Origin of the sequence: Erwinia sp. JUb26 (genome assembly GCF_003751505.1) — a bacterium.
GTDB lineage: Bacteria > Pseudomonadota > Gammaproteobacteria > Enterobacterales > Enterobacteriaceae > Erwinia.
In genome coordinates this window covers 206,784-232,529 of record NZ_RJVB01000005.1, presented here as the reverse complement: position 1 = coordinate 232,529, position 25,746 = coordinate 206,784, and the positions used below count along the sequence as shown (strand labels likewise).

General features: G+C 60.4%; 24 protein-coding genes. 12 read left to right on the top strand and 12 right to left on the bottom strand.

The window, feature by feature from the left end:
- Window positions 1–31: 31 nt before the first annotated feature.
- Window positions 32–937, bottom strand: a complete 906-nt coding sequence (locus EC836_RS14690; protein WP_123334378.1) for a GntR family transcriptional regulator — start codon at window positions 935–937, stop codon at window positions 32–34.
- A gap of 135 nt (window positions 938–1,072) precedes the next feature.
- Between EC836_RS14690 and EC836_RS14685 the strand changes: the two genes are divergently transcribed.
- Window positions 1,073–2,095 carry a zinc-binding alcohol dehydrogenase family protein gene (locus EC836_RS14685; protein ID WP_123334376.1) on the top strand — a complete coding sequence of 341 codons (1,023 nt, stop codon included), beginning with the start codon at window positions 1,073–1,075 and terminating at the stop codon, window positions 2,093–2,095.
- 11 nt (window positions 2,096–2,106) lie between these two features.
- Here EC836_RS14685 and EC836_RS14680 read toward each other — a convergent pair whose 3' ends face one another.
- Window positions 2,107–3,027: a nucleoside hydrolase gene (locus EC836_RS14680; RefSeq protein ID WP_123334373.1), complete on the bottom strand. Its 921-nt coding sequence runs from the start codon at window positions 3,025–3,027 to the stop codon at window positions 2,107–2,109.
- 43 nt (window positions 3,028–3,070) lie between these two features.
- On the bottom strand, window positions 3,071–3,466 hold the full coding sequence (locus tag EC836_RS14675; protein WP_123334371.1) for a polyketide cyclase: 396 nt from the start codon (window positions 3,464–3,466) through the stop codon (window positions 3,071–3,073).
- A 256-nt stretch (window positions 3,467–3,722) separates the two neighbouring features.
- Between EC836_RS14675 and EC836_RS14670 the strand changes: the two genes are divergently transcribed.
- From EC836_RS14670 to kdpD, 6 genes are all read left to right on the top strand, one after another.
- On the top strand, window positions 3,723–4,637 hold the full coding sequence (locus tag EC836_RS14670) for a DMT family transporter (RefSeq protein WP_123334368.1): 915 nt from the start codon (window positions 3,723–3,725) through the stop codon (window positions 4,635–4,637).
- A 112-nt stretch (window positions 4,638–4,749) separates the two neighbouring features.
- Window positions 4,750–4,839, top strand: a complete 90-nt coding sequence (gene kdpF, locus EC836_RS14665; RefSeq protein ID WP_123334366.1) for a K(+)-transporting ATPase subunit F — start codon at window positions 4,750–4,752, stop codon at window positions 4,837–4,839.
- A complete protein-coding gene (kdpA, locus tag EC836_RS14660) occupies window positions 4,839–6,524 on the top strand; it encodes a potassium-transporting ATPase subunit KdpA (protein ID WP_123334364.1) in 1,686 nt (561 codons plus the stop codon). The genes kdpF and kdpA overlap by 1 nt, the downstream gene beginning before the upstream one ends.
- Window positions 6,525–6,542: 18 nt before the next feature.
- Complete coding sequence (gene kdpB, locus EC836_RS14655; RefSeq protein WP_123334362.1) at window positions 6,543–8,591, top strand: potassium-transporting ATPase subunit KdpB; 2,049 nt, start codon at window positions 6,543–6,545, stop codon at window positions 8,589–8,591.
- 11 nt (window positions 8,592–8,602) lie between these two features.
- Complete coding sequence (kdpC, locus tag EC836_RS14650) at window positions 8,603–9,169, top strand: potassium-transporting ATPase subunit KdpC (RefSeq protein WP_123334360.1); 567 nt, start codon at window positions 8,603–8,605, stop codon at window positions 9,167–9,169.
- A gap of 91 nt (window positions 9,170–9,260) precedes the next feature.
- Complete coding sequence (kdpD, locus tag EC836_RS14645; protein WP_123334358.1) at window positions 9,261–11,951, top strand: two-component system sensor histidine kinase KdpD; 2,691 nt, start codon at window positions 9,261–9,263, stop codon at window positions 11,949–11,951.
- A 166-nt stretch (window positions 11,952–12,117) separates the two neighbouring features.
- Here the strand turns inward: kdpD and EC836_RS14640 are convergent, their stop codons facing one another.
- The 6 genes from EC836_RS14640 to EC836_RS14615 form a co-directional block, all read right to left on the bottom strand.
- The gene (locus EC836_RS14640; protein WP_123334356.1) at window positions 12,118–12,333 is read right to left on the bottom strand and encodes a YdgH/BhsA/McbA-like domain containing protein; all 216 of its coding nucleotides are present in this window, start codon (window positions 12,331–12,333) and stop codon (window positions 12,118–12,120) included.
- 312 nt (window positions 12,334–12,645) lie between these two features.
- The gene (locus tag EC836_RS14635; protein ID WP_123334354.1) at window positions 12,646–13,044 is read right to left on the bottom strand and encodes a VOC family protein; all 399 of its coding nucleotides are present in this window, start codon (window positions 13,042–13,044) and stop codon (window positions 12,646–12,648) included.
- A 16-nt stretch (window positions 13,045–13,060) separates the two neighbouring features.
- Window positions 13,061–13,666 carry an alpha/beta hydrolase gene (locus EC836_RS14630; RefSeq protein WP_123334353.1) on the bottom strand — a complete coding sequence of 202 codons (606 nt, stop codon included), beginning with the start codon at window positions 13,664–13,666 and terminating at the stop codon, window positions 13,061–13,063.
- 20 nt (window positions 13,667–13,686) lie between these two features.
- Complete coding sequence (locus EC836_RS14625; RefSeq protein WP_123334351.1) at window positions 13,687–14,646, bottom strand: glutathione S-transferase family protein; 960 nt, start codon at window positions 14,644–14,646, stop codon at window positions 13,687–13,689.
- Window positions 14,647–14,656: 10 nt separating this feature from the next.
- Window positions 14,657–15,073 carry a DoxX family protein gene (locus tag EC836_RS14620; protein WP_123334348.1) on the bottom strand — a complete coding sequence of 139 codons (417 nt, stop codon included), beginning with the start codon at window positions 15,071–15,073 and terminating at the stop codon, window positions 14,657–14,659.
- Between the two features lie 112 nt (window positions 15,074–15,185).
- Window positions 15,186–16,094 carry a LysR family transcriptional regulator gene (locus EC836_RS14615; protein ID WP_123334346.1) on the bottom strand — a complete coding sequence of 303 codons (909 nt, stop codon included), beginning with the start codon at window positions 16,092–16,094 and terminating at the stop codon, window positions 15,186–15,188.
- A 224-nt stretch (window positions 16,095–16,318) separates the two neighbouring features.
- Between EC836_RS14615 and EC836_RS14610 the strand changes: the two genes are divergently transcribed.
- Window positions 16,319–18,151 (top strand): ABC transporter ATP-binding protein, encoded by a 1,833-nt coding sequence (locus EC836_RS14610; protein ID WP_123334344.1) that lies wholly within the window; start codon window positions 16,319–16,321, stop codon window positions 18,149–18,151.
- Window positions 18,152–18,153: 2 nt separating this feature from the next.
- Here the strand turns inward: EC836_RS14610 and EC836_RS14605 are convergent, their stop codons facing one another.
- Window positions 18,154–19,281 carry a GNAT family N-acetyltransferase gene (locus EC836_RS14605; RefSeq protein WP_123334342.1) on the bottom strand — a complete coding sequence of 376 codons (1,128 nt, stop codon included), beginning with the start codon at window positions 19,279–19,281 and terminating at the stop codon, window positions 18,154–18,156.
- A gap of 203 nt (window positions 19,282–19,484) precedes the next feature.
- Here EC836_RS14605 and EC836_RS14600 point away from each other — a divergent pair, with 203 nt between their 5' ends.
- Window positions 19,485–20,390 carry a siderophore-interacting protein gene (locus tag EC836_RS14600; RefSeq protein ID WP_123334340.1) on the top strand — a complete coding sequence of 302 codons (906 nt, stop codon included), beginning with the start codon at window positions 19,485–19,487 and terminating at the stop codon, window positions 20,388–20,390.
- 8 nt (window positions 20,391–20,398) lie between these two features.
- Here EC836_RS14600 and EC836_RS14595 read toward each other — a convergent pair whose 3' ends face one another.
- Window positions 20,399–21,301, bottom strand: coding sequence for a LysR family transcriptional regulator (locus EC836_RS14595; protein WP_123334338.1), 903 nt, complete (start codon window positions 21,299–21,301; stop codon window positions 20,399–20,401).
- A gap of 218 nt (window positions 21,302–21,519) precedes the next feature.
- Between EC836_RS14595 and EC836_RS14590 the strand changes: the two genes are divergently transcribed.
- Both EC836_RS14590 and EC836_RS14585 read left to right on the top strand, forming a co-directional pair.
- On the top strand, window positions 21,520–21,852 hold the full coding sequence (locus tag EC836_RS14590; RefSeq protein ID WP_123334335.1) for a helix-turn-helix domain-containing protein: 333 nt from the start codon (window positions 21,520–21,522) through the stop codon (window positions 21,850–21,852).
- Window positions 21,853–22,010: 158 nt separating this feature from the next.
- Complete coding sequence (locus tag EC836_RS14585) at window positions 22,011–22,520, top strand: TIGR00645 family protein (protein WP_123334333.1); 510 nt, start codon at window positions 22,011–22,013, stop codon at window positions 22,518–22,520.
- Between the two features lie 30 nt (window positions 22,521–22,550).
- Here EC836_RS14585 and EC836_RS14580 read toward each other — a convergent pair whose 3' ends face one another.
- Entirely contained in the window at window positions 22,551–24,539 is a 1,989-nt protein-coding gene (locus tag EC836_RS14580) for a sigma-54-dependent Fis family transcriptional regulator (RefSeq protein ID WP_123334331.1), read from the bottom strand.
- Window positions 24,540–24,726: 187 nt separating this feature from the next.
- Here EC836_RS14580 and EC836_RS14575 point away from each other — a divergent pair, with 187 nt between their 5' ends.
- Window positions 24,727–25,740 (top strand): Gfo/Idh/MocA family oxidoreductase, encoded by a 1,014-nt coding sequence (locus EC836_RS14575; protein WP_123334329.1) that lies wholly within the window; start codon window positions 24,727–24,729, stop codon window positions 25,738–25,740.
- The last annotated feature ends 6 nt before the right edge of the window (window positions 25,741–25,746 follow it).

The following is a 25,746-nucleotide window of genomic DNA, read 5'->3' as shown; positions in this document are numbered from 1 at the left end:
TATCGATAAAAACCCGTAATTGGTTAAGAAATCATCCGCGATACTGACGGATTGAACGCTGCATCGATTCCTTGGCGGTAATCAGATGGCGGTGAAATTCGATGATGGCTTCCACATCGTTGCGGCTGACCAGCGCGGTAAGGATCGCCAGATGCTCCTCCAGTGCCACGATGTTTCGCTGCTTAAGGTCGCTCTCATCCCACAGATAATGGAAGTGGAAAATAACCGAAATTACTTCAAGAGACTGATCGAAAAAGGGATTATTGGCCGCCGAGAGGATCAGCTTGTGCATCTCGCGGTCCAGCTGCGAGAAGTTACGATAGCTGATGGCAATGGTATCGCGCATCTGGCGATGGCGGCTCAGCAGGTCGCGGGCGGCAATCCAGCGCGGGTCATCGGCGGGCAAATTGATAAAGCGCTTCAGGGCGTGGATCTCCAGCATCTCGCGCAGCTCAAACAGTTTTTCCGCGTACTCCTGGTCAAATTTCTTCATCAGCCAGTGGCCGCGCCGCACGTTTTCAATCAGCCCGTAGCGGCAGAAGCGCAGCAGGAACTCCCGCGCGGCCAGCGGACTGACGCCGACGGCCTGCGCCAGCTGCAGCTCGGAAAAGCTGTCGCCGGCCATCAGCTCGCGCTGGTTAATCATCTGGAAAAACGCCTGTTCTACCAGATTAGCCTGCGCCTCCGGCCCCGGCAGCGTTGCGGCAAAGCCGTCGTCATTGTCGGGCTGGCGGGCAATCACCCAGCTGCCGTTGACCTTTTCCAGCACGCCGCACTGCTGTAAATGTTCCAGCGAATGGCGCACGGTGGTACGGCTGATATTAAACATTTCCGCCAGTGCGGCCTGGGGCGGCAGCGGTGAAGGAATATGCTGCTGGGCGATGGCTTCCAGCATTTGATTCACGACGTTATGACGAAGGTTCTGCGTGCGGCTCATGGCTTCTCCCGGTTTTTTATCTATTAAAAACCAATTCAGAACAGCGAAAGGCGCGCTGGCTCACAGATCCAATTCTTTAACAAAACGCGCCGCTTGATTTGCGCCATAACCCTGTGCAGACAACGGAGAAAAACCATGACAACGATGAATACGCTGGTGTGTCTGGAGCCGAAACAGATGGCTTACCAGACGCGTAATAAACCGCAGCCTGCTGCGGGTGAAGCGCTGCTGAAAATTATCAGCGCCGGAATTTGCGGCACCGATATTCACGCGTGGGGCGGCAATCAGCCGTTTTTCAGCTATCCACGCGTGCTGGGGCATGAACTCTGCGGCGAGGTGGTGGAGCTGGGCGAAGGCGTCAGCGGCTGGAAAGTCGGTCAGCGCGCGGCGGTGATCCCGTACCTCTCCTGCGAACAGTGTTCGGCCTGCCTGAGCGGCAAAACCAACTGCTGTGAAAATATCTCGGTGATCGGCGTGCATCAGGACGGCGGTTTCTGCGACTACCTCAGCGTGCCGGTGAAAAACCTGCTGTCGGCAGAAGGCATCGACCCTGACGCGGCCGCGCTGGTTGAACCCTTCGCCATCAGCGCACATGCGGTCCGCCGCGCGGCGCCGGAGCCGGGCAGCAATCTGCTGGTGGTCGGTGCGGGTCCGATCGGGCTGGGCGTTGCCGCTATTGCTCACGCGTCGGGCGCTAACGTCGTGGTGGCCGATACCAGCGAGTTCCGCAGGCAGCACGTTGAGCAGAACCTCAAGCTGGTGGCGCTGGATGCAGCGGCGGAGGATTTCCCGCAGCAGCTGCGCGACCAGTTTAACGGCCAGCTGCCGTCAACGGTGATTGATGCCACCGGCAACGCGGCGGCGATGAACGGCGCGGTGCGTCTGATGGCCCACGGCGGCACGCTGGTGTTCGTTGGGCTGCACAAGGGTGATATTCAGATCCCTGACCCGGAATTCCACAAAAAAGAGACCACGCTGATGGGCAGCCGCAACGCCACTCGTCAGGACTTCGAGCGGGTTGCCAGCCTGATGGCCGACGGGAAAATTACCGCAGAGATGATGCTCAACCAGTGCTTTGAGTTTGCCGCGCTGGCGGAGATTTTCGAACAGCAGGTGATTAACAACCGTGGGCTGATCAAAGGCGTTATCCGCTTCTGATCCCGGCAGGTTCAGTCGCGTAGCGCCACAAGGAAATGCGCTTTGACCCGTTCGCTGTCCACCGCCAGGCACAGTTTCTGGATGCCGGCAGCGGCAAACGGGTCATCGCGTGACGCCAGAGGATGCAGCCGGCGCAGCGTCTGCCCGCGTGAAATCCCTTCCGTCACCACCCGCACTGGTGATTGGGTAATGCCGAATAATTCGGGATGATTCAGCCAGGCAATGGTCAGCGTATCGTGCAGCGCCATCCCTTCGAACCCTTCTTTCTCCAGGCTGTACTGCAGGTAGCTGCGGGAAATCGCCTCCAGCTCCGGCCGGTTCAGGCTGCGAATGTCTTCTCCGCTGATTTGCACCTGATGTGTGACATCCAGCGGCAGCACCACGATTTTCAGCTGTGAGCTGAGCACCTGATCCGCCGCGTGCGGATCTTTCCAGATATTGAATTCGGCAAACGGCGTGACGTTACCGCCGTGGCCGAGCGTGCCGAATGCGCCGCCCATAATCACCAGCTGCGCCACCTTCGCCACGATATCCGGGGCCTGATTGATCGCTGCGGCGATATTGGTCAGCGGCCCGATGGCGACCAGAGTAATTTCACCGGGATGCTGGCGAACGCGGTTGATAATAAAGTGAATGGCGTTATCCGCTTCGCCGCTGCACGGGTTATCAAAAACGCCGCCGAGGCCATCTTTGCCGTGAACCTGCAGGGCGGGTGGGGTAGGCGCACAGGCCAGCGGGCGCGAGCTGCCGCGATAAATCGGTACATTGAGGCCGATTTTCTGGCTGAACAGGCGGGCGTTTTTGACCGCCTGCTCCACCGACACATTGCCGAATACGGTGGTAATGCCGAGGATGTCGGTGCTTTTCGCCGCATAGGCCAGCGCGAAGGCGTCATCTACGCCGATATCGGTATCAAAAATAATTTTCTGCATCAGATTCTCCTTTCTGTGGTGGCTGTCATCCCTGCGCGTGCAATCAGGTGGTCAACAGGGTGTGCAGCGTTTGCAGATCCTGTTTTACCATCTCCAGCTCCTGAGCAAAACGATCGTCCGAGAGCAGCGGCTGGCGGAACACCGTAATCAGCACCTGCGATCCGGCACCGTTAGCCACAATGCGCATCGGCACGAAAATCTCTTTGCTCAGGCCGGTATCCACGTAGTGATCCATAATGCAGAACGGATTGTGTTCGGTAAAACGCACCTTAACCGCGCCCAGCGGGCCTTTACCTCGCCAGACGTTGCCATCATGCTCCAGCGGCGTTTTGCTCAGCCCGGAAGCCCATTTCGGGAAGAATTCCGGTTTCCAGATGGTTTCATATAAATCGACCCAGTTACGGGGAATAGCGATGCTAAGGGTATGTGAGGACAGCATAAAACCTCCGATCGGTGATGAATCAACCCTTCATCGTTTAAAGTAGAGTGCAGATAGCGGATTTAAGCACCCCGGCAGGCTAATGAGAAGTCTTTCACATTTTCAACTTTCCAGATCACGACACAGCTCCCACTTTCCGTTAACAAATCTCCATGACCGATAACGGCTTGTTTTGCCAGACGGTGCGGCATATAACTACTCTTCCGCTGGCGGGATCACCCTGCGGCAGTGAATTTTTTATCAACGGGAGAAGTGCGTGAGACAAGGGGATATGGGTCGTTTGCTGCTGCTTGCCGCCATCTGGGGCGCCAGCTTTCTGTTTATGCGGGTTGCCACGCCGGTTTTTGGCTCGCTGAATACCGCTTTTCTGCGCGTTTTCTTTGGCTGTCTGGGCCTGGTCGTGCTGCTGCTGATCCTGCGGGTGAAGTTTACCTTTAACGGTAAAGCGCTGCCGGCGGTGCTGCTGGGAGTGATCAACTCCGCCGTACCGTTTGTGATGTACTGTCTGGCGGCAAAATGGCTGCCCGCGGGCTATTCCGCCATTCTGAATGCCACCACGCCGCTGATGGGCGTGCTGATCGGTGGCCTGCTGTTCAGCGAACAGTTTACGCTGCGCAAGCTGGGTGGCGTGGTGCTGGGATTATCGGGGATCGTGCTGCTGACCACCACCGGCAGCCTGGCGCTGACCCACGATGTGCTGCTGGGCATCGCCGCGTGTCTGGTCGCCACCGCCTGTTACGCGATGGCCGGGTTCCTCACCAAAAAATGGATCGGCGATCGCGGCGGGCTGGATGCCAAACTGGTGGCGCTCGGCAGCCAGATGGGGGCCACCCTGTTTATGCTGCCGATCTTTATCACCTCGGTCGCCGTCCAGCCCGCGGTGGACTGGCAGCATCCCGGCGTCTGGCTGTGCGTGCTGGCGCTGGGGCTGGTATGTACCGCCTGGGCCTATATCCTGTTCTTCCGGCTGATTGCCGATATCGGCCCGCTGAAAACCCTCACCGTCACCTTCCTGATCCCCCCTTTTGGCGTGCTGTGGGGCTATCTGTTCCTGGGCGAGACCATCTCCAGCGGCTTTATCGGCGGCGGACTGGTGATTATCGTGGCGGTGTGGCTGGTGACCGGCGGCGTGAAGCCGAAGGCGCAGATTAAGGATGTCTCGCTGAAGTGAAAAGTTAGTCCATTTTTATACTTTTTTTACACCCTGACCCCGCATTTTTACACCAACTTTGCACGCCGCTCGCAACAATATCAGCCATCTGAAACGCCTCTGGAGGTGTGCTGTGAGCGCTGCTGCTATAACCGGCATTGTGCTGGTGTTTGCCCTGTTGGGTTATCTGATTTATGCCCTGCTTAACGCGGAGGAGTTCTGATGGCTGCCTCCGCCTTTTTACTGATCGGCTGTTACATGGTGCTGCTGCTGGTGCTTGCCCGTCCGTTAGGCCGCGGGCTGGCGTGGCTGATTGCCGACCGTTCCGTGCCGGGGTTGGCCGCTACCGAGCGCCTGCTGTGGCGGGTGAGCGGCGTTGCGCCGGGGGGAATGAACTGGCAGCGCTATCTGCTGGCAATCCTGCTGTTTAACGCCCTTGGACTGGTGCTGCTGTTCCTGATGCTGCTCAATCAGAGCCACCTGCCGCTCAATCCGCAGGGGCTGCCGGGGCTGAGCTGGCATCTGGCGCTGAACACCGCGGTCAGCTTTGTCACCAATACCAACTGGCAGTCCTACGCCGGGGAAAGCACCCTGAGCTATTTCAGCCAGATGGTCGGCTTAACCGTGCAGAACTTCCTCTCCGCCGCCACCGGTATCGCCGTGGCCTTCGCGCTGATCCGGGGCTTTGCCAATCGCGCGCTGGACGATCTGGGCAACGCCTGGCGTGATATCACCCGCATCACCCTTTATGTGCTGCTGCCGCTCTCCCTGCTGATGGCGCTGTTCCTGGTCAGCCAGGGCGTGCTGCAAAACCTGCATGGCTACGTGGAACTGACCACGCTGGAGGGCGCGAAGCAGGTGCTGCCGATGGGGCCGGTGGCCTCGCAGGAGGCGATTAAAATGCTGGGCACCAACGGCGGCGGTTTCTTTAATGCCAACTCCGCGCATCCGTTTGAGAACCCCACCGCGCTGAGTAATTTTGTGCAGATGCTGGCAATTTTCCTGATCCCGGCTGCGCTGTGCTTTGCCTTCGGCGACGCGCTGCGCGACCGGCGTCAGGGCCATACGCTGCTGTGGGCGATGTCGCTGATGTTTATCGCCGCCGTGGCGGTGGTGATGTGGGCGGAGCTACAGGGCAACCCGCACTTCCTGACGCTGGGGGCGGATAGCGCCGCCAACATGGAAGGGAAAGAGACGCGGTTTGGCATCCTCAACTCCAGCCTGTTTGCGGTGATCACCACCGCCGCCTCCTGCGGTGCGGTGAACGCGATGCACGACTCCTTTACCGCGCTGGGCGGCATGGTGCCGATGTGGCTGATGCAGATCGGTGAAGTGGTGTTTGGCGGCGTGGGCGCGGGGCTGTACGGCATGCTGCTGTTCGTGCTGCTGGCGGTGTTTATCGCCGGGCTGATGATCGGTCGCTCGCCGGAGTACCTCGGCAAAAAAATCGACGTCCGGGAGATGAAAATGACCGCGCTGGCGATCCTGGTGACGCCGACGCTGGTGCTGTTGGGCACTGCGCTGGCGATGATGACCGACGCCGGACGCAGCGCGATGCTGAACCCCGGCACCCACGGTTTTTCCGAGGTGCTGTACGCGGTTTCCTCGGCGGCCAACAACAACGGCAGCGCCTTCGGTGGCCTCAGCGCCAACACGCCGTTCTGGAACCTGCTGCTGGCGTTCTGCATGCTGGTGGGCCGCTTCGGCATCATCATTCCGGTGCTGGCCATCGCCGGTTCCCTGGCGTGCAAAAAAATCCAGCCGCAGGGCAACGGCACCCTGCCTACCCACGGCGCGCTGTTTATTGCCCTGCTGATTGGCACCGTGCTGCTGGTGGGCGCGCTGACCTTTATCCCGGCACTGGCCCTGGGGCCGGTGGCGGAACATCTGCACATGCTCAGTCGTTAACGAGCGGAGAATCATAAGATGAGTCGGAATCAACAGGCGCTGTTTGACGGCGCACTGATGAGCGTGGCGCTGCTTGATGCGCTGAAAAAACTGGACCCGCGCGTACAGGTGCGTAACCCGGTGATGTTTGTGGTGTGGTTGGGTAGCGTCATCACCACGCTGCTGGCGATCGCCATGGCGGCAGGGAAAACGCCGGGCGAGCCAGGCTTCACCGCCGCCATCTCCCTGTGGCTGTGGTTCACCGTGCTGTTCGCTAACTTCGCCGAAGCGCTGGCGGAAGGGCGCAGCAAGGCGCAGGCCAATAGCCTGAAGGGCGTGACCAAAACCAGCTTTGCCAAAAAGCTCAGCGAGGCGCGCTTCGGGGCCAGCCATCAGCCGGTGGCGGCGGACAGCCTGCGCAAAGGCGACTGGGTGCTGGTGGAAGCCGGGGACATTATCCCCTGCGACGGCGAAGTGCTGTCCGGCGGCGCGTCGGTGGATGAAAGTGCGATCACCGGGGAGTCTGCGCCGGTGATCCGCGAATCCGGCGGGGATTTTTCCTCGGTGACCGGCGGGACGCGCATACTCTCCGACTGGCTGGTGGTTCAGTGCAGCGTGAATCCGGGGGAAACCTTCCTCGATCGAATGATTGCCATGGTGGAAGGTGCAACGCGGCGTAAAACGCCGAACGAGATCGCCCTGACCATCCTGCTGGTGGCGTTGACCATTGTCTTCCTGCTGGCCACCGCGACGCTGTATCCGTTCTCCGCCTGGGGCGGCAGCACGGTCAGCATCACCGTGCTGGTGGCGCTGCTGGTCTGCCTGATCCCTACCACTATCGGCGGCCTGCTGTCGGCGATCGGCGTGGCGGGCATGAGCCGCATGCTGGCGGCCAACGTCATTGCGACCAGCGGCCGCGCGGTTGAGGCTGCGGGTGACGTTGACGTGCTGATGCTGGATAAAACCGGCACCATCACCCTCGGCAACCGTCAGGCGACGCAGTTTCTGCCCGCACCGGGCGTCACGGCGGAACAGCTGGCCGATGCGGCGCAGCTGGCCTCGCTGGCCGATGAAACCCCGGAAGGGCGCAGCATCGTGGTGCTGGCGAAGCAGAAATTTAATCTGCGCGAACGCGATCTGAGCAGCCTGGACGCCACCTTTATTCCGTTCTCGGCGCAGACGCGCATGAGCGGGGTCAACGTGCAGCAGAGGGCCGTGCGCAAGGGCGCGGTGGATGCAGTGCGCCGCCATATCGACAGCAACGGCGGCCAGTTCCCACAGGAAGTGAACGGCCTGGTGGAACAGGTGGCGCGGGCGGGCGGTACGCCGCTGGTGGTGTGCGACGGCGCGAAAGTCATGGGCGTGGTGGAGCTGAAGGATATCGTGAAAGGCGGCATCAAAGAACGCTTCGCTGAAATGCGCAAAATGGGTATTAAAACCATCATGATCACCGGCGATAACCCGCTGACCGCCGCCGCCATCGCCGCCGAAGCCGGGGTGGATGACTTCCTGTCGGAAGCCACGCCGGAAGCCAAGCTGGCGTTGATCCGCCAGTACCAGGCGGAAGGACGCCTGGTGGCGATGACCGGCGACGGCACCAACGATGCCCCGGCGCTGGCGCAGGCTGACGTTGCTGTGGCGATGAACTCCGGTACCCAGGCGGCGAAAGAGGCGGGGAACATGGTCGATCTGGACTCCAACCCGACCAAGCTGCTGGAGGTGGTGCATATCGGCAAGCAGATGCTGATGACCCGCGGTTCGCTGACTACCTTCAGCATCGCCAACGACGTGGCGAAGTATTTCGCCATCATCCCGGCGGCTTTTGCAGCGACCTATCCGCAGCTGAATATGCTCAACGTGATGCACCTGCATTCCCCCGCCTCGGCGATGCTGTCGGCGGTGATCTTTAACGCGCTGATTATCGTGTTTCTGATCCCACTGGCGCTGAAGGGCGTGAGCTATCGTCCGCTGAGCGCGGCGGCGCTGCTGCGCCGTAACCTGTGGCTGTACGGCGTGGGCGGGCTGCTGGTGCCGTTCGCCGGTATTAAGCTTATCGATATGCTGCTGACCGTGACCGGTCTGGCGTAAGGAGAACCATCATGAGTCAATGTCGCCCTGCACTGTTTTTACTGTTAATACTGACGCTGATTGTCGGCGTGTTTTATCCTTTACTGACCACCGGGCTGGCACAGTGGTGGTTCCCGCATCAGGCCATCGGTTCGCCGATCGAGCAGGGGGGTGAAATCCGCGGCTCCGCGCTGATTGGGCAGAACTTCAGCCAGCCGGGCTACTTCCAGGGGCGTCCTTCGGCCACCGGCGATGCACCCTATAATCCGCTGGCCTCCTCCGGCAGCAACCTGGCGGCGAGTAATCCGGCGCTTGACCAGGCGCTGGAACAGCGTGTTGCGGCGCTGCGTGCGGCCAACCCGCAGGCCGTCGGACCGATACCGGTGGATCTGCTGACCGCGTCCGGCAGCGGGCTTGACCCGGCGATTTCACCGCAGGCGGCGCGCTGGCAGGCTCCCCGCATTGCCGCCGCAAGGCAGCTGCCGCTGGGCGTGGTGCAGAAGCTGATTGAGCAGCAGATCCACACGCCGGTGCCGGCGTTTATCGGCGATCCGACGGTCAACGTACTGGCGCTGAATCTGGCGCTGGATGCGATGTAGTCGCAAGACCGCCTTAATGGGCTGATACAACGAGCCGTATCGCGATCTTAATCCGGTGCGGTTTTTCGCCGTTTTGATCACAGGGAGCATTATGAACGATGAACTCCAGCGCCCGGATCCGGACGCGCTGCTGCGCCAGGCGGCGGATGAAGGCCGTGGGAAACTGAAAATCTACTTCGGTGCCTGCGCCGGGGTAGGGAAAACCTGGTCGATGCTGCAGGAAGCCCAGCGCCTGCGCGGCCAGGGGCTCGACGTTCTGGTCGGCGTCGTTGAAACCCACGATCGCCCGGAAACCGCGGCGCTGCTGGCCGGGCTGACTGTGTTACCCAGGCGCGCCACCGGTCAGCAGCGCTACCCGGAGTTCGATCTTGATGCCGCACTGGCCCGCCATCCGGCGGTAATCCTCATGGACGAGCTGGCGCACAGCAACGCGCGCGGCTCGCGCCATCCCAAGCGCTGGCAGGATATCGAAGAGCTGCTGGATGCGGGCATCGACGTGATGACCACGGTTAACGTTCAGCACCTCGAAAGCCTGAACGATGTGGTGGGCGGCGTGACCGGTATTCGGGTACGGGAAACGGTGCCGGACCCGTTCTTCGACGCCGCCGACGAAGTGGTGCTGGTAGATCTGCCGCCGGACGATCTGCGCCAGCGGCTGAAAGAGGGTAAAGTTTATATCGGTGCGGGGGCAGAGCGCGCCATCGAAAACTTCTTCCGCAAGGGCAACCTGATTGCCCTGCGCGAGCTGGCGCTGCGCCGTACCGCCGATCGTGTTGACGACCAGATGCGCGCCTGGCGCGATACCCTGGGGCGGGAAAAAGTCTGGCACACCCGCGATGCGATCCTGCTGTGCATCGGCGACAACGGCGGCAGCGAAAAGCTGGTGCGCAGCGCCGCCAGGCTGGCCGGTCGCCTCGACTGCGTCTGGCACGCGGTGTACGTGGAAACCCCGCGTCTGTACCGTCTGCCGGAAGCGCGGCGGCGCGGTATTCTGCGCACGCTGCAGCTGGCGCGCGATCTCGGCGCGGAAACCGCCACCCTCTCCGATACCCGCGAAGCCCGCGCGGTGCTGCGCTACGCCCGCGATCACAACCTCGGCAAAATTATCCTTGGCCGCCGCCCCAGTAAACGCTGGTGGCGCGAACGCTTTGCCGATCGCCTTGGGGAGCTGGGGCCGGACCTCGATATTTTGATCGTCGCCCTCGACGATCCGCCTGCGGATATTGGCCCGCCGCTGGCAAGACAGAACGCGGCGAACGACAACCGCTGGCGCACGCAGCTGCACGGCTGTGTGGCGGCATTGCTGCTCTGTACGCTGGTCACGCTGGCGGGGCGCTGGCTGCTGCCGCGCGTCGATTCCGTCAATCTGGTGATGGTTTATCTGCTGGCGGTAGTGGTGGTGGCGCTGCGCTATGGCCGCTGGCCGTCGGTGGTGGCCACGCTGCTGAATATCATCGCCTTCGACCTCGTGTTTGTGGCCCCCACCGGCACTATGGCGGTGTCGGATGTGCAGTATCTGGTGACCTTCGGCGTGATGCTGGCGGTGGGGATTATCGTTGGGAATCTGACGGCGGGCGTTCGTTATCAGGCAAGGGTGGCGCGCTATCGCGAGCAGCGGGCGCAGCACCTGTACGGTATGGCAAAAGCGCTCAGCCGGGCGCTCAGCCAGCAGGATATCGCCGCCATCCTGCAGCGCAGTCTGGAAAGTACGTTACAAGCCCGCAGCGAACTGCATCTGCCCGATGAAAAGGGCGAGCTGAAGGTGGTGGGCGAATCCCATCTCAGCACCCAGCCGGATCGCGCCATCGCCCACTGGAGCTTTACCAAAGGCCAGCCCGCCGGTGCCGGGACCGACACGTTGCCCGGCGTACCCTGGCAGATGCTGCCGTTAAAAAGCGGCAGTGATACCCTCGGCCTGCTGATCCTTGAACCGCTGAATCTGCGCCAGCTGATGATCCCGGAACAGCAGCGACTGGTGGAAACCTTTACCGTGCTGATCGCCAACGCCCTGGAGCGCATGGCCCTCAGCCAGCGCGAGGCGGCCTCAAGGCTGGCGGCCGAGCGCGAACAGCTGCGCAACGCGTTATTATCCGCGCTTTCCCACGACCTGCGTACGCCGCTGACGGTGCTGTTCGGCCAGGCGGAAATCCTGACCCTGGATCTCGCCAGCGAGAACTCGCCGTATGCACCGCAGGCCAGCGCGCTGCGCGAACAGACGCTGAACACCATCCGGCTGGTCAATAACCTGCTGGATATGGCGCGGCTACAGTCCGGCGGTTTCCACCTCAAGCGCGAGTGGCTGGCGCTGGATGAGCTGATTGGCAGTACGCTGCGCATGATGAATGCCTCGCTGGCCGACCGCAGCGTGCAGCTGGATCTGCCGCCTGAGCTGCTGCTGATTGACGTGGATGCGCCGCTGATGGAGCGCGTGCTGGCGAATCTGCTGGAGAACGCCTTGAAATATGCCGGGGCGGAAGCCGAGCTGGGGATCCGTGCCAGACGAATTGAGGCGCAGCCGGGTGACGCGTCGCGGCTTGAACTCACCGTTTGGGACAGCGGTCCGGGAATTCCCGTGGGCCAGGAGCGGCAGATTTTTGAGAAATTCTCTCGCGGCAACAAAGAATCTTCGGTGCCGGGTGTGGGGCTGGGGTTAGCAATCTGTCAGGCGATTGTGGCGATGCATGACGGGGACATTTATGCTGAGAACCGTCCGCAGGGTGGGGTAAGTTTTGTTATTTCGCTGCCGATGGCGACACCGCCGGAGCTTGAGGATTACGAGTGAGCTTGAGGATGAAGAAGATGGACGAATAAGGTGAATGAAGCAACTTAGCTGATTTTATCTTCTCTCAGTGCGGCATGACTCTCGTTTAAAACATTTCCGAACGCTGAAAACCAGAAGAGGCCGCCCATCGGACGGCCTCTTCTGGCATATCCTTATGCGACCATTTTTATTTGATCAGTTCCGCAGAAACGTATGCGCCGTTTTCAACGCGTGCGCTGGTAATTTTATAGCCTGCACCCGCCTGCTGAGCCTGAGCGGCAATTTTCGCTTCGGCGCCGTCAAGGGTAGAGGAGGTGGCAGTAACGCTCTGAGCAAAGCTACCGAAAGACATCAGTGACAGAGCAGCAACGGCAGCAACAGACAGGGTTTTAATGGTTTTCATGGTCATATTCCTTAATTTGTATGGTGAGGAGGTTGTTTGCCTCCGATGACCAAATAGTAACTCTAGTTACTATAAGTTAATTAACAATAAGTGCGGTAATCATGATCGTGCTAACTTTTCAATGAATGCATGATATGGGTCAGCCCTGGTTCAGTCAGTGAACTCAGGAGATTGGCTGTCGTCAGGGAAGGGTCAGGCGATGGACATTCGTCAGAAGATAAGCATGATGCCGGGCAGCAGGCAGCAGGCAGCAGGCAGCAGTGCTAAGGGATAATCTCGCCGGGCAGGGGGATTTCAGTCCGGCGATAAGACTTATTGCAGGTTTTGGTACAGATCCCAGCGGTTGCCGTAGAGATCCTCAAACACCACCACCGTGCCGTACTCTTCCTGCCGGGGTTCTTCACAGAAGTGGACGCCGGCCGCTTTCATCGCGTGGTAGTCGCGCCAGAAATCATCCGTTTGCAGGAACAGGAAAACTCGCCCGCCGCACTGGTTGCCGATAAAAGTTTCCTGTCGGTCGTTAGAGGCGCGCGCCAGCAGCAGATTACAGTCGCTCTCCGGGTTTGGCGTGACCACCACCCAGCGTTTGCCCGGCTGCGGCGTGTCTTCAACCAGCGTGAAGCCGAGCTTGTTGGTGTAGTAATCAATCGCCCGATCGTAGTCGTCGACCACGATGGCGACGTATCCCATGCATCTTTTTTGTGTTCTCAAAACCTTATCCTTCCTTTCAGCTCAAATTCAAACGCCCGGCAATAAACTCCGCCGCAAGCTGCGCCCCGCGTGCCGAAATGGTGTGCCCGGTACCCGGCTCGAAGTCGCTGCGGGTGCTGACGCCCAGATCGCGCAGCGTCTCCGCCGCCGCTTCGCTCTCCGCCACCGGGATCACGCCGTCGGCCATACCGTGGATCAGCAGCACCGGGGTATTGAGCGCCGGAGTCAGCGGCTGCGGTGAGGCCAGGCGGCCGGAAAAGGCCACGATCCCGGCGACCGGCCAGCGGCCGGACACCAGCGCATCCAGCGCCATAATCGACCCCTGCGAGAAGCCGACCAGCACCACCTGGTCGAGCTTATCGGTCATCTGATGCTGCTCCAGAATTGCCGTCAGCTCGCGGTCAAATGCCTCCCGCGCCTCGGCCACGCGCGCCGGGCGGTTAGACGGCGTAATGCCGGCCAGGCTGAACCACTGATAGCCCGCGCCGTGCTCAAAATGGAACGGCGCGTCAGGGCTGGCGAAACTCACGCCCGGCAGGATCGGCGCCCAGTGGCGGCCCAGCCCGGCAAGATCGTTGCCGTTGCTGCCCACGCCGTGCAGTAAAATAACCAGACCTGTCATAACATTTCTCCTGATGCAGATCACACACCGTACGCGGTCATATCGGGACCGGCAGGCACAATTCCATTCGGGTTCAGGCTCTTAATCGAGTAATAGCCCTGTTTAATATGGTCGATGCTCACCGTTTCGCGAACGCCCGGCAGCGCCAGCATACGCAGCAGATAGCCGTTAAGCGACGGGTAATCACGCAGCTGGCGCTGATTACACTTGAAGATACCGTGATAGGCCACGTCAAAGCGGATAAGGGTCACGAACAGCCGGATATCGGCCTCGGTCAGCGACTCACCAAACAGCCACGGGCCGCGCTGGCTCAGGCGCATATCCAGCGTATCGAGCATGCCGAACACGTCGCGATAGGCCTCGCGGTAGCTGATTTCGGTGGTGGCAAACCCGGCACGATACACGCCGTTGTTCAGGCGCGGATAGATTTCTGCGTTCAGCGCGTCGATCTCGTCCCGCAGGTCCTGCGGGCAGAGGTCAAGGTCGTTGCTCGCCAGGCTGCCGAAACCGCTGTTGAACATGCGCAAAATATCGGCGGACTCGTTGCTGACGATGGTACCGGTTTTCTTATCCCACAGCACCGGCACGGTGGCGCGCCCGGTGAAGCTGTCATCGGCGCGAGTATACAGCTGATGCAGATACGTCGCGTGATTCAGCGTGTCCCGATTCGCGCCGGGATAGTCGCCGAAGCGCCAGCCTTCATCGGTCAGCTTCGGCTCCACCACCGACACGCTGACCACGTCCTGCAGGCCTTTCAGGCTGCGGGCGATCAGCGTGCGCGATGCCCACGGGCAGATCAGCGCCACGTAAAGGTGGTAGCGATCCGCCTCGGCAACAAACCCGCCGTCGCCGGTGGGGCCGGGTGCGCCGTCGGGCGTCACCCAGTGGCGGAAGCTGGAGGTCTGGCGCACAAAGCCGCCTTTCTCATCGGTGGCCTGCACCGGGTGCCAGTCCGCCGTCCATTTACCGTTTACCAGCATAGCAACTTCCTTAACGCAGACGTGAAGAAGGCAGGGAGGCTTTCAGCGCGTATTTACCGTCGCCGATCAGCGCCAGTACCACCAGGCTGATGGCCCAGAATACCGGGTATTCCCAGCCGCCGTTCGGGTTAGTGAACCAGAAGCCCGCCGGGCCGTGTACGGTGAAAATCGCACCGAGCAGCACCGGGATCAGCACAATCGCGGCGATGCGCGGGCGGTAGCCAACGATCAACGCCACCGCACCGAGAATTTCCCAGACGATAGTCACGTATGCCAGACCACCGGGCAGGCCCAGCGAGGCGAAGAATTTCGCGGTGCCGGCGGGCGTAAAGACAAACAGTTTCAGACCGGCATGGGCCAGGAACAGGATGCCGAGAGAAAGACGCAGAATGAGCGCGGCCCAGGGAGCGGTGCGGGTATCAGTCATATTATTTACCTTCAGTGTGTCACAGGGGAGTTGATGAAAAGCACTCTACACTGATTCCCTGACGCTGATTATCCCGCCATAAACGCAAACATTCCTTCCATTTTGGAAGTAATTACCAGCCGCGATCCCACTCCGGCTCACCGGCGTAGTGGCTGACCAGGAAGTCGATTAGCGCCCGGACTTTATGGGCCAGATGGCGCGCCGGGGGATACACGGCATACAGTCCGAGCGGGGGGATTTCGCTGTGGCGCAGCAGGGGGCGGATGGTGCCCGCCCGCAGCGCCGGACCGGCAATAAACGTCGGCAGGCGGGCCACGCCCAGCCCGCTCAGCGCCGCGGTCAGGCTGGCTTCGGCGTTGGAAAAATGCAGCCGGCCGCGCACCGGCAGGGTGACCGCTTCGCCGTCAACGCTGAACGGCCAGTTGAACGGATCGCGGAAGTTGGTATCGATAATGCAGCTATGATCGGCTAACTGCTGATAGCGGGTAGGCGTGCCGCGTTCGTTCAGGTATTCATCGCTGGCGGCAATCACCACCCGCATATCGCTGAGGTGGCGGGCGATCAGGCGGCTGTCGCTCAGCCTGCCGATGCGGATCGCCACGTCAAAGCCTTCATCCACGATGTTGACCACCCGGTCGGAGAAGTTAACGTCCAGTTCGATTTCCGGGTAGTCGCGGGCAAACGCAATCAGTGCCGGGGCCAGCTGGCTGGCACCGAAGGTGATCGGCGCGCTGAGTTTGATGCGCCCGGTCGGTTTCCCCGCCGCGTGGCGCACCGAGGCATCCAGCGCGTCCCACTCTTCCAGAAGATTTTTAATGCGGTCAAAGTAGGCCAACCCGACTTCGGTCGGCGACAGGGCGCGGGTGCTGCGCTTGAGCAGCTGCACGCCAAGCTCGCTTTCCAGCCTGGCGACCAGCTTGGAGGCCTGGCCGCTGCTGGTGCCCAGCCGCGCGGCCGCCGCCGCAAAACTGCCCAGTTCCATTACCGCTACAAACATCCGATCGCAGTCCAGACGTTCCACATGCTTTTCCTGAATTCGAGGGGCAGAAATGCCTGCGGATAGAATTTTCCAGTCCACAGGCGCTGGGGCTATTAAAGCAGCCTTTGCGGCCGTTGTGCAGCCAGCAAACTGTCTTTCACCGCCCGGCCGGTGGATTTTTTACGACACAAAGGCACTGACTGACGCCTGACGATCGGCCTGATGCACTAAGCTTCAGGGTTCCGTTGGTCAACTGAGCCTGTCTTATGTTTTATCACCGTGTTGAAAGGATGATTGATACCTTCAGGGAAGCCCGGGGCACCACGCCGCCCGACAGCGTGTGGCCCTTCTATCTGTTCTATCTGCGCCAGGTGTGGCCGGTCTTTGCGCTGCTGCTGGTGATTGGCCTGATTGCGTCCTTGATCGAAGTTTCGCTGTTTCGCTATCTCAGCCGGATTATCGATCTGGTCAACAGCACCCCAGCCGCCAGCTTCTTTCAGGATCACTACGGCGAACTGCTGTGGATGGCGGCGGTCGCGCTGCTGCTGCGCCCGCTGTTTATCGGCCTGCACGATCTGCTGGTGCATCAGACCATTAACCCCGGCATGACCAACATGATCCGCTGGCAGCATCATAACTACGTGCTGCGCCAGAGCCTGAACTTCTTCCAGAACGACTTTGCCGGGCGCATTGCCCAGCGCATTATGCAGACCGGCAGCGCGCTGCGCGATTCCGCGGTGCAGATGGTCGATGCGCTGTGGCACGTGGTGATCTACGCGGTGACCACGCTGGTGCTGTTCGCCGAAGCCGACTGGCGGCTGACCATTCCGCTGATTATCTGGATTATCGGCTACGTACTGTGCCTGAAGTATTTCGTGCCGAAAATCAAAGCGCGTTCGGTGGCCTCCTCGGATTCGCGCTCGCGGCTGATGGGCTTTATCGTGGATGGCTATACCAATATTGCCACCCTCAAACTGTTTGCCCACGGCGATCTGGAACGACGCTACGCGCGTGAAGCGCTGGAAGATCAGACGCAGAAAACCCGCAGCCAGGGGCGGATGGTCACCGGGATGGACGTGGTCGTCACCACGCTGAACGGCCTGCTGATCGTCAGCACCACCGGGCTGTCGCTGTGGCTGTGGGGCCAGTCGCTGATCAGCGTCGGTGCGATTGCGCTGGCCACCGGGCTGGTTATTCGCATCGTCAATATGTCCGGCTGGATCATGTGGGTGGTGAACGGCATTTTTGAAAACATCGGCATGGTGCAGGACGGGCTGAAAACCATCTCCCAGCCGCTGAGCGTCAGTGATAAACCCGATGCGGCGGCGCTGGATGTCAGCCGTGGCGAAATCCGCTTTGACGGCATTACCTTTAACTACGGCGGCGAGCGGCGGGTGATTGATGACCTGCAGCTGACTATTCGCCCCGGCGAGAAAATTGGTCTGATTGGCCCGTCGGGTGCCGGGAAATCGACGCTGGTTAACCTGCTGCTGCGCCTCTATGACCTTAACGGCGGGCGCATACTGATCGACGGGCAGAACATTGCCGACGTCAGCCAGGAAAGCCTGCGCGCACAGATTGGCATGATTACTCAGGATACCTCGCTGCTGCACCGCTCAATCCGCGAAAACCTGCTGTATGGCCGCCCCGGCGCCAGCGAAGAGGAGATGCTGCAGGCGATCCACCGGGCGAAGGCCGATGAGTTTATTCCGCTGCTGTCGGATCTCCAGGGCCGCACCGGGCTGGATGCACACGTCGGCGAACGCGGCGTGAAGCTCTCCGGCGGCCAACGGCAGCGTATCGCCATCGCCCGCGTGCTGCTGAAGGATGCGCCCATCCTGATTATGGATGAGGCCACCTCGGCGCTGGATTCCGAAGTGGAAGCGGCGATTCAGGAAAGTCTGGAAGGGCTGATGGGCGGCAAAACGGTGATTGCCATCGCCCACCGACTGTCGACCATCGCTCGTATGGACCGGCTGGTGGTGCTGGAGCAGGGGCGCATTGTTGAGATCGGCAGCCACGCCGAGCTGCTGGCGCAGGACGGCCTGTATGCGCGGCTGTGGCGGCATCAGACCGGCGGCTTCGTCGGCGAGCCGTAGCGCTATCCGGCGTTAAGCCGGTACGGCAGCGCGTCGCGGGCTTCCCCCGCCCAGGCGCGCACGCCGTCGCGCTCCTGCTGCAGAAAATCCGCCACGGCGTCGTGCAGCCCGCCGTGGCGCAGCAGGTGCCAGGATTCAGTCAACACCGGTTCAAAACCACGTATCAGCTTGTGCTCCCCCTGTGCCCCGGCGTCAAAGCGCTGCAGTCCGTTATCGATCGCATACTCCATCCCCTGATAGAAACAGGTTTCAAAGTGCAGGTGGTTGAACTCCGCCAGGCAGCCCCAGTAGCGGCCATAGAAGGTGCTGCCGTCGACCAGGCTCAGCGCCATCGCCACCGGCTGGCTATGCTGGCTGGCGATGGTGATGCGGAGCGATCCCGGCATACGTTCCGCCAGCAGGCTGAAGAACTGGCGGGTGAGATAGGGCTGACGACCGCGAACGAAGTAGGTGTTGGCGTAGCAGGTGTAGACAAAATCCCACTGCGCTTCGCTCAACTGATGTCCCTGATACCAGCCAAACTCAATGCCCTGCTGGCGCACGCCTTCGCGCTCCTTGCGCAGCTGTTTACGCTTGCGCGAGGTTAGCGCGTCGAGAAAATCCTGGAAGTCTCGGTAGCCGCGATTGTGCCAGTGATACTGGCAGCCGAGGCGAGGCAGCCAGCGGCTATCCTCCGCCAGCCGATCGCCGAGCGAAGCGTCGTTAAAGTTGATATGGCCGCTGTAAAAACCGTGCCCGGCGAGAAAGTCGGGCAGCGCCTGCAGCAGCCGGCCGGCGGCCTGTGTTTCGCCCAGCAGCCGCGCGCCGCCGACCGGGCTGAACGGTACCGCCGACAGCCACTTGGGATAGTACGGAATGCCCGCCCGCTGGCTGGCATCCGCCCAGGCGTGATCGAAGACGTATTCGCCCATGGAGTGCCGCTTGCCGTAGCCCGGCATTGCCGCCAGCACGCGGTCGCCTTCGCGCCACAGCACATGCTGCGGCTGCCAGCCGCTGCGCCCGCCAACCGAGCCGCTCTCTTCCAGCGCGCTGAGAAAAGCGTGGCGCATAAAGGGCTGATCGTTGGGGGCCAGGGCATCCCACAGACTGGCCGGGATATCGGCCAGCTGCGTCAGAAGGCTTAACGACATCGATAGACTCCGCGATAAAGAAAAACCTTACGTTGAACGCTTTCGCGACGGAGATCAACGCCTTCCGCCCGGGTGGCACACGCGGATAAATTGCGCGCTGCGCATATTGGGTAATACGCATTCTCATTATCATTTGCCTTTGCTATTCTTGCTGCCCTCATGTGCGGCACGCGCGCACGGCTTTCGGTTAACAAGGTGGATCTATGGCTGCTCAGAGTTATCGCTTATTCAATGTCGTACTGGCGCGCAAGCAGGTACTGTCTCCTTCGATGCTGTGCTGCGTGTTTAGCGGTGAGGAAGTGCGCCAGATGAAGATGGACGCGCCGGACCAGCGCATCAAACTGCTGCTGCCCGCACCCAGCGGCAAGCACTTTGAGCCGGTCGATAACGGCCTGACGTGGTGGGAGAACATGGGCAAGCTGGCGGTGGAAGATCGCCCGATCATGCGCACCTACACCATTCGCCACGTTAACGCCGACGCCGAGGTGCCGGAGATGGAAGTGGAATTCGTGATGCACGGCACCGAAGGCCCGGCCTCGGCCTGGGCGCTGGACGCGCAGCCGGGTGATGCGATGCAGATTGCCGCACCGAACCGGGAATACGGCGAGGACAGCGGCGGCTACGAATGGAACCCGCACGCGCAGGTGAAGCAGGGGCTGGTGGTGGCGGATGAAACCGCGCTGCCGGCGGCGAAGGCTATTCTTGAGCAGCTCTCCAGCTGGCAGAACCCGCCACAGCTGCAGGTGTTTCTGGAAGTGCCCGAACGCGGCGACTGCGTCGATCTCAGCCAGTACGCCTTTGCCGATATTCACTGGCTGCCGCGTGACGCCAGCGGAGCCAGCTACGGCGAGGCATTGCTGAGCGCGGTGCGCGAGCACGTGCGCCTGCCGGACAGTGCGCTGTCGCGCGAAGATCTGCGCGAAGAGGCCGAAGGGCAGCTGGTGTGGGACCGCGCCGATCATGATGACGTTCGCTTCCACGGCTGGGTGGCGGCAGAGTCCAGTGCGGTGAAGCACCTGCGCCGCTATCTGATCGGCGAGCGCGGCCTGGCTCAGGACTGCATCAGCTTTATGGCCTACTGGAGCCGTGGCCCGCGCCGCAAAGGCTGATCGCCGCGTCAGTTCTCCATCAGTACCGGGCAGGCTTCTTTCAGCGTGTTATAGAACCAGGTCTTGGCGGTGATGTCGCCGATCTCGGTATGGCCGTAGAGATAAACCTCCAGATTCGGCAGCTGGAACGGCAGTTCGACGATCCGCCCGTTGCCGCGGGCGGCATAGATTTTCGCCGCGCTGAGCGGAATGGTCACCAGCAGTTCGCTGCTGGCGATAATCTCGCCCAGCGCGGTAAAGTGCGGCACTTCCAGCGCGATGCGCCGCTCAAAGCCATACTCCTTAATCTGCGCCTCCACCATATGATGCCCGCTGATGGTCGACACGATAATGTGCTGCTCGGCCAGATAGTCATGTAGCGTCAGCTCGCCGCCGATACGCGGATGCTGGTTATTCACCAGGCAGACGTAGCGCTCGTCCATAATTCTGTCGCGCTGGGCAATCGGTGAAATACTTTCGTTGCGGCTGCACAGCGTGGCATCCACTTTCCCGGTCAGCAGCCATTCATCAATACGCATCATCTCGATCGGCATCACTTCCAGCTGCACATTCGGCGCCAGCTCGCGCAGATGCTTAACCAGCCTCGGCAGCAGCAGCTGTTCGCCGAGGTCGGACAGCGCGAGGCTAAATTTGTGAAAAGATGTTTCCGGAGAGAAGCTGCGGGTATCCGCCACGGCTTTTTCAATCCCGCTGAGCGACTGCTTAAACACCTTGTACAGATGGCTGGCGACCGGCGTCGGCAGCATCCCTTTTCGGCTGCGCTTAAACAGTTCGTTATCCGTCGCAGACCGCAGCCGGGCTAGCGCATAGCTAGCAGAAGGCTGTGTGATGAACAGGCGATCGGCAGCAACGCTGACGCTGCGGGTTTCATAAATGGCAATGAATACCCGGACCAGATTGAGATCCATCATAGAGTTATATCATTCCTGTCTATATCAGCAGATTCAAATTATCTATTTGAGCTATTTTAAACTTGCTAATAACATCCTTTCTACTTTTTATTGATATGTTCCGTTAATTTTTGCATATCACCTGTTTCAACTTATAAATCAAAAAGATAATTCCATCGTAAAATATGAATGGCAGAAGCAGATGCGGGTAATTCGCTGCCGTTGTGGAGTGTGTAGAAATGAAAAATGAAATCGTAGACGTTATCGTGGACTGGATCGATCAGCATCTGGAAGAGGGCCTGAATATCGAGGCCGTGGCGGCAAAATCGGGCTACTCCAAGTGGCACCTGCAGCGCGCGTTTAAAGAAAAAAAGGGCATTACGCTGGCGAGCTTTATCCGCAGCCGCCGACTGGATCAGGCCGCACAGTGCCTGATTAATTCCACCAAAAGCATTATGACCATTTCGATGGATCTGGGCTTCTCTTCCCAGCAGTGCTTCCAGCGGGTGTTTAAAAAGCACTTCAACGTCACCCCGCGCGACTACCGCGTGCAGTATCGCCAGTATCACTAACGCCGTCGGCCATTCGCTGGCCGGTCTCCTTCGCTGCGGGATTATCTTCCCGCAACGTAAAGTCGTTTAAATTGTTCCCGTTCCCGCCTCTCCCCCTGCTTAAAGTTCATCGACCATCAGTTATACTGTGCGCCGTGTTGAACTCTGAACTGGATGCTATGGAACGTTTCGTTGAAAATCTGATTTACACCTCACGTTGGCTGTTGGCTCCAATCTACCTTGGGCTGTCGCTGGGCCTGCTGGCGCTGGGCATTAAGTTTTTCCAGGAAGTCTTCCACCTGCTGCCGCATGTGCTGGAGATGTCCGAAAACGACATGGTGCTGATGCTGCTGTCGATGATCGACATGACCCTGGTCGGCGGACTGCTGGTGATGGTGATGCTTTCCGGCTATGAAAACTTCGTTTCCAAGCTGGATATTGATGAGCACCGCGAGAAGCTTAGCTGGCTGGGAAAAATGGACTCCGGCTCGCTGAAGAACAAAGTCGCGGCGTCGATTGTGGCGATCTCCTCGATCCACCTGCTGCGGATCTTTATGGACGCGCGCAACGTGCCCGACAACAAGCTGCTGTGGTATGTGATTATTCACCTGACCTTCGTGCTGTCCGCCTTTGTGATGGGTTACCTCGACAGCATGTCGCGCAAAGATAAAGACAAAACGTTAATCTGATTCGCTCAGACTCTCGCCGGTAGCGCTGCGCTACCGGCGAAACTCATCCACGCTTATCGCGTACTTCTTCAGTTTGTTATACAGCCCGGCACGCGACAGGCCCATCTGTTGTGCGGCCTGCCGCAGATTGCCGTTGAGCGAATTTAGCGTGGCAATAATATGCACCCGCTCATTCTCATCCAGCCGGACAGTATGGGTGGCGGTGCTCCGTGAAACCGCCAACTCCGGCGGTAAGCGGCCCGCCTGGATCACCTCTTCCGGCAGGTCACCGGCGTCAATATGCAGCCCGTCATGGGTGTTGATCACCCGCTCAATAATATTTTCCAGCTCGCGCACGTTGCCCGGCCACGGATAGCGGCACAGCGCCTCTATCGCTCCTGAAGTAAACTGCACGTTCACCTTTTTCAGCTGGGTGCAGACCTTTTCGCGGAACCATTCGGTGAGCGCCGGAATATCGCTGCTGCGCTCGCGCAGGGCCGGAATAGGAATCGAGATGACGTTCAGCCGGTAGTACAGATCGCGGCGAAACGCGCCGGTTTCCACCGCCTTCAGCAGGTTGCAGTTGGTGGCGGCAATAATCCGCACGTTCACCTTCACCGCCTGCGACGCGCCGATGCGCACCACCTCACTCTCCTGCAATACGCGCAGCAGGCTGGTTTGCGCCTCCAGCGGCATATCGCCAATCTCATCGAGGAATAAGGTGCCGCCGTCGGCCAGCTCAAATTTCCCCGCCGCCCCGCCGCGCCGCGATCCGGTAAACGCGCCGTCGGCGTAACCAAACAGCTCGCTCTGGACCAAATCGCGCGGCAGCGCGCCGCAGTTCACGGCGATAAACGCCTCGCCGCTGCGCGGGCTTTCGTTATGGATCGCCTGAGCAAACAGCTCTTTGCCGGTGCCGCTTTCGCCGGTCAGCAGGACAGTACTGTCGCTGCGGCAGCTGCTGCGCGCTTTTTCCATTGCCACCATCAGCGCCGGTGCACTGCCGCACAGCATGTCAAAGGTATAGCTGGCGTTAACGCCCATCACCCGGCGGGTAATGGCGCGGATACGCTGGTTTTCCCGCAGGGCGATAATCTTGCCACCGGTTGGCGCGGGCATCACCGACACCAGGCAGGAGACGTGCTGATTTTCTGACGGTACAAACACCACTTCACGGTCGTTGCAGAAGGTCATGGTCGCCAGCCGTGCGTTTTGCGGATTCAGCACCGCGTCCACCTGATGACCGGTGCGGGCGAAGCCGTGAAAGATCTGCCGCGCGTAGCGGTTGATGGTTTTGATCGTCCCGCTGCGATCCAGCACGATCACCCCTTCATTCAGTGTTTCCAGGATCGACTTCTGCTCCGCCAGCAGGGCGCGGAGGATCAGCTGCTGGCCCACCGCTTCCGCCGCCGCCTGCACGGTGCCAAGGGTGTGATAGTGGAAGTTATCCTGGGTGGCGGTCAGCGTCAGTACGGCAATCATCCGCCCATCGGCATCGCGGATCGGCGCGGCGGCACAGGGATAGTGGCGGCTGCGCAGGGCAAACTTCCAGTTTTCACCGCTGAGCAGATAGACCAGCCGCTGCTGCTTCAGGCATCGCGCGGTGCAGTTGGTCCCCATTTCGGATTCACGCAGGATGCTGCCCACCGGGGTGATATCCAGACCGCAGTAGGAGAGGGTGATACCGTTGGCGTCGGTGAGATTGATATGGCCGTCGGGATTATAGGCCAGCAGATTTTCCATAATGCTTCTGGCGACTTCAATCAGCACGGCGTTATCCGTCAGTATCTGCTTCACCTCGTCCTGTGGCGGGAAGGTATAGGCAAAAAAATCCGGGTCGATACCGGCATCGCGGCTGTATTGCCACGAGTGCAGAATGTCGGGGCGCACAAAGGCCGGCTCTTTGCCAGCATCAAAATCACGGCGGGCCTGCTCAAGCAGTGCATCCCAGCGCCGGGCTTCCTGACTGTTCTCCGGCAGGCTCAGTTTGCCGTCGCCCGCTTCGCCTATGGCGGCGGTGACGATAGGTGGATGACTCATGCTCTTCCCTCCGCTAAATGGAATGTCCATTTTATCGACATGTTAACTTGACATGTTTTTTTTATGTCCATTTTGTGATCGCAGTGGGCAGAGAAAAGCGCGCCGTCAGGGGTTTGTCAGGCTGGCATAGCGTTTGCTTATATCAAAGACACAACGAATGTCTGCCAGTAACCTGAAGGGGAACAAGATGTCTGCAACAAAAAAAATCGTGCGCGTAGGTCTGATTGGCGCGGGACGGATGGGGAGCTTCCACGCCACCTCTCTGGCTCAGCGTATACCGGGTGCGGTGCTGGCGGCGGTGGCCGATCCGGTACCGGGGGCCGCACAGCGCCTGGCGGAAAAACTCGGCGTGGAAAGCTTCTACAGCGAGCCGCAGGCAATGCTCGACAGCCCGGACATTGACGCGGTGGTGATCGTTTCCCCGGCGCGTACCCATGCTGAACTGGTGGTCGCCGCCGCGCGCGCCGGTAAGCACGTCTTCTGTGAAAAACCGATGGCCGTGACCCTTGAAGAAGCCGATCGCGCCATTGCCGCCGCTCGCGAAGCCGGTGTGGTGCTGCAGGTGGGCTTTAACCGCCGCTTCGCCAGCGGATTCGCCGCCGCGCTGGCGGAAATCAAGGCCGGTAAAATCGGCACCCCGCAGCTGCTGCGCTCGCTGACCCGCGACCCGGCCCCGCTGCGCGATCCTACGCCGATCCCACCGTGGACGATCTATCTGGAAACGCTGATCCACGACTTTGACACCCTGCTGCACTGCAACCCGGGCGCGAAGCCGGTGGAAGTCTATGCCATGGCCGATGCGCTGGTGCGCCCGGACTTTAAAGACAAAGGCCTGCTGGATACCTCCGTGGTCACCATCCGCTTTGATAACGGTGCAATCGCCATTGCCGAAGCCAACTTCCAGGCGGTGTACGGCTACGACGTCCGCGGCGAAGTGTTTGGCAGCAACGGCATGCTGCAAATCGGCAATATCAACGTTAACAACGCGGTGCGTTACACGGCGGAAGGCATCTCGATTGATACCTCGCGCCAGGATACCGACCTGCTGGCCGACGCCTACGTTGCGGAACTGACCGAGTTTGTGCGCTGCGCCGCCACTGGCGAAACCCCGCGTGCCACCGGTGAAGATGCGCGTAACGCGCTGGCGATTGCGCTGGCCTGTATCGCCTCCGTGCAGCAGAACCTCCCGGTTAAATTATAAGGATCG